Below are 2,304 nucleotides of genomic sequence, written 5' to 3'. Positions count from 1 at the left end.
CCTCGCGCTCCCGCGCGCCGTCGCCCCGCGCCACCTCGCCCGGGCGGCAGGGCGGCCGGCCGCGCTAACTTGATCGAGTGGAAGACGAACAGAACGTGTGGCTGCGGCGCAAGGCGGAGGACCCCGGGCACGTGGCCTGGTACGTCCAGCGCTTCCGCGACCTGGCGACCTCCGGCGCCGACCTGGGCGGCGAGGCCCGGCTGATCGACGCGATGGCGCCCCGCCAGGCCCGGATCCTCGACGCCGGCAGCGGCACCGGCCGGGTCGGCGCCTTCCTGCACGCCGCCGGGCACCAGGTCGTCGGCGTGGACCTGGACCCGGAGCTGGTCGCCGTCGCCGAGCAGGACCACCCCGGCCCGACCTGGCTGGTCGGCGACCTGGCCGAGCTGGACCTGGCCGAGCGGGGCTTCGACGTGGTCTTCTGCGCCGGCAACGTGATCACGTTCGTGGCCCCGTCCACCCGCGTGGAGGTGCTGCGCCGCCTGGGTGCCCACGTGTCCGAGAGCGGTCGGGTCGTGATCGGCTTCGGGGCCGGGCGCGGCTACGCCTTCGACGAGTTCCTGGCCGACGCCGCGACGGCGGGTCTGCGCCAGGAGGTGCTGCTGAGCACGTGGGACCTGCGCCCGTTCACGCCGGACTCCGAGTTCCTGGTCGCGGTCTTCGGCGCCTGACGGCGCGCACCTGGTAGCGGGCGGCGAGGCTGCCCCCCACGGATCGATCCGAGACGCTAGGGTCAGTCCGATGTTGGGGCTGGTCTTCGGCGCGTTGCGGGCGCGGCGGGTGCAGGCGCTCGTCATGTTCGCCCTCGCCGCGCTCACCGTCGTCGCGGCCGGGTTCGCCGCGCGCGCCGGTGACACGGCCGGACACGACGCTGCCCGGGCCCGCATCGACGCGGCCACCGTCGCCGAGCGCACCCTGCGGGTCCGCGGCTCCGTCGCCGCGCCCGACCGGCCCGAGGACGCCCTGCGGCGCATCGGCGCGCTCGTCGACGGCCCGGTCGAGCGGCACGCGACGAGCCTGCGCCTGACCGGCAGCCTCACCGACGGCGACGGCGAGCGGCGCCAGCAGGCCGAGCTGCGCTTCGCCGAGGGGCTGTGCGAGAACCTGACCCTGCGCGAGGGGCGCTGCCCGGCGGCCGACGGCGAAGCGGTGCTCGTCGAGGGGCTCGCCCGGCTGCTCGGCGTCGGGGTCGGCGGCACGCTGCGGCACGAGGCCGGGCTGACCGCCAGCGTCGTGACGCTGAAGGTCGTCGGTGTGTACGCGCCCGCGGACTCCGGCGGCTGGTTCTGGTCCGGGCAGGACGGGGTGGCCGCGTACACGACCGCGCCGACCGTCGCGTCGTCGAAGGCCACGGTCACCGTCATCTACGACGTGCTGCTGCGCCCGGAGGCGTTCGACGACGCGCAGTCGCTGCGCGGCGAGCTCGACCGGGTGCGCGGCGGCCGGTTCGACGTCACCTCCGGCGCGCCCGTGCTGGCCGAGGCGGTCGCCGCCGACCGGCGCTCGGTGCGGCGCGGCCTCGGGCTCGCGGAGGCGCAGATCCTGCTGTTCGGCGGGCTCGCGATCGCGGTCGCGGCGGCGTACGCGGCCCAGGAGCGGCGCGCGGACGCGGCCCGGATGGCGATCCGCGGGCTGCCGGCGTGGCGCATCCGGGCCGCGACCGCCGCGCAGAGCCTGCTGCCGCTCGCGCTCGGCGCGGTGTGGGCGCCCCGGCTGTTCGCGGCCGGCGCGGTCATCGTCGTCGCGGCCGACTGGAGCGCCACCCGGGGCGGGGTCGGCGAGCTGATGCGCGACGTGCGCCCGCGCCGCCCCCTCGCCGCCGCCACCGCCGAGATCTGCGCGCTCGGCCTGGCCGCCGCCGCGTTGTTCCAGATCGTCGCCGCGCCCGCCGCCGACGTGCGTCGCGACACCGGCTTCGGGCTGGCCCAGGTCGCACCGCTGCTCGTGGCGGCCGGGCTGGGCGTGCTCGGGACGCGGCTGCTGCTGGCCGGCGCGGGCCTGTACGGCCGGCACGCGCTCGCCGCCGGGCGGCTCACCGGGGCGCTGGCGGGGCTGACGCTGGGCCGGCGCCGCACCGCGTTCCGCATCGTCCCCGTCCTCGCCGCGGCCACCTGCGTGCTGGCCCTCGCCGCCCAGGACTGGCGGGGCGGCGCGACCGCGCGGGCCGACCGGGCCGGCGTCGAGGTCGGCGCCGAGCGGGTCCTGCAGGTCGCGCCGGTCGCGCGGGAGCGGCTCCTGGCCGCCGTGCGCTCCGCCGACCCCGGCGGCCACTCGGCCATGGCCGTCGTCGTCGGCGTCTTCGCC

1 protein-coding gene and 1 pseudogene are annotated in these 2,304 nt (G+C 78.3%); both read left to right on the top strand.

Translation table 11 applies throughout. The annotated features are described in order from the left end of the window. The first annotated feature begins 77 nt into the window (after window positions 1-77). Entirely contained in the window at window positions 78-671 is a 594-nt protein-coding gene (locus ABD352_RS53690) for a class I SAM-dependent methyltransferase (RefSeq protein ID WP_344620429.1), read from the top strand. A 70-nt stretch (window positions 672-741) separates the two neighbouring features. Then, window positions 742-2,304: pseudogene (locus ABD352_RS53685) on the top strand (hypothetical protein); the annotation flags it as partial.

The organism is Dactylosporangium salmoneum (assembly GCF_039532525.1).
Lineage (GTDB): Bacteria > Actinomycetota > Actinomycetes > Mycobacteriales > Micromonosporaceae > Dactylosporangium > Dactylosporangium salmoneum.
Note: the sequence above shows the minus strand (reverse complement) of the source record. Positions and strands in the feature narration are given on the sequence as shown.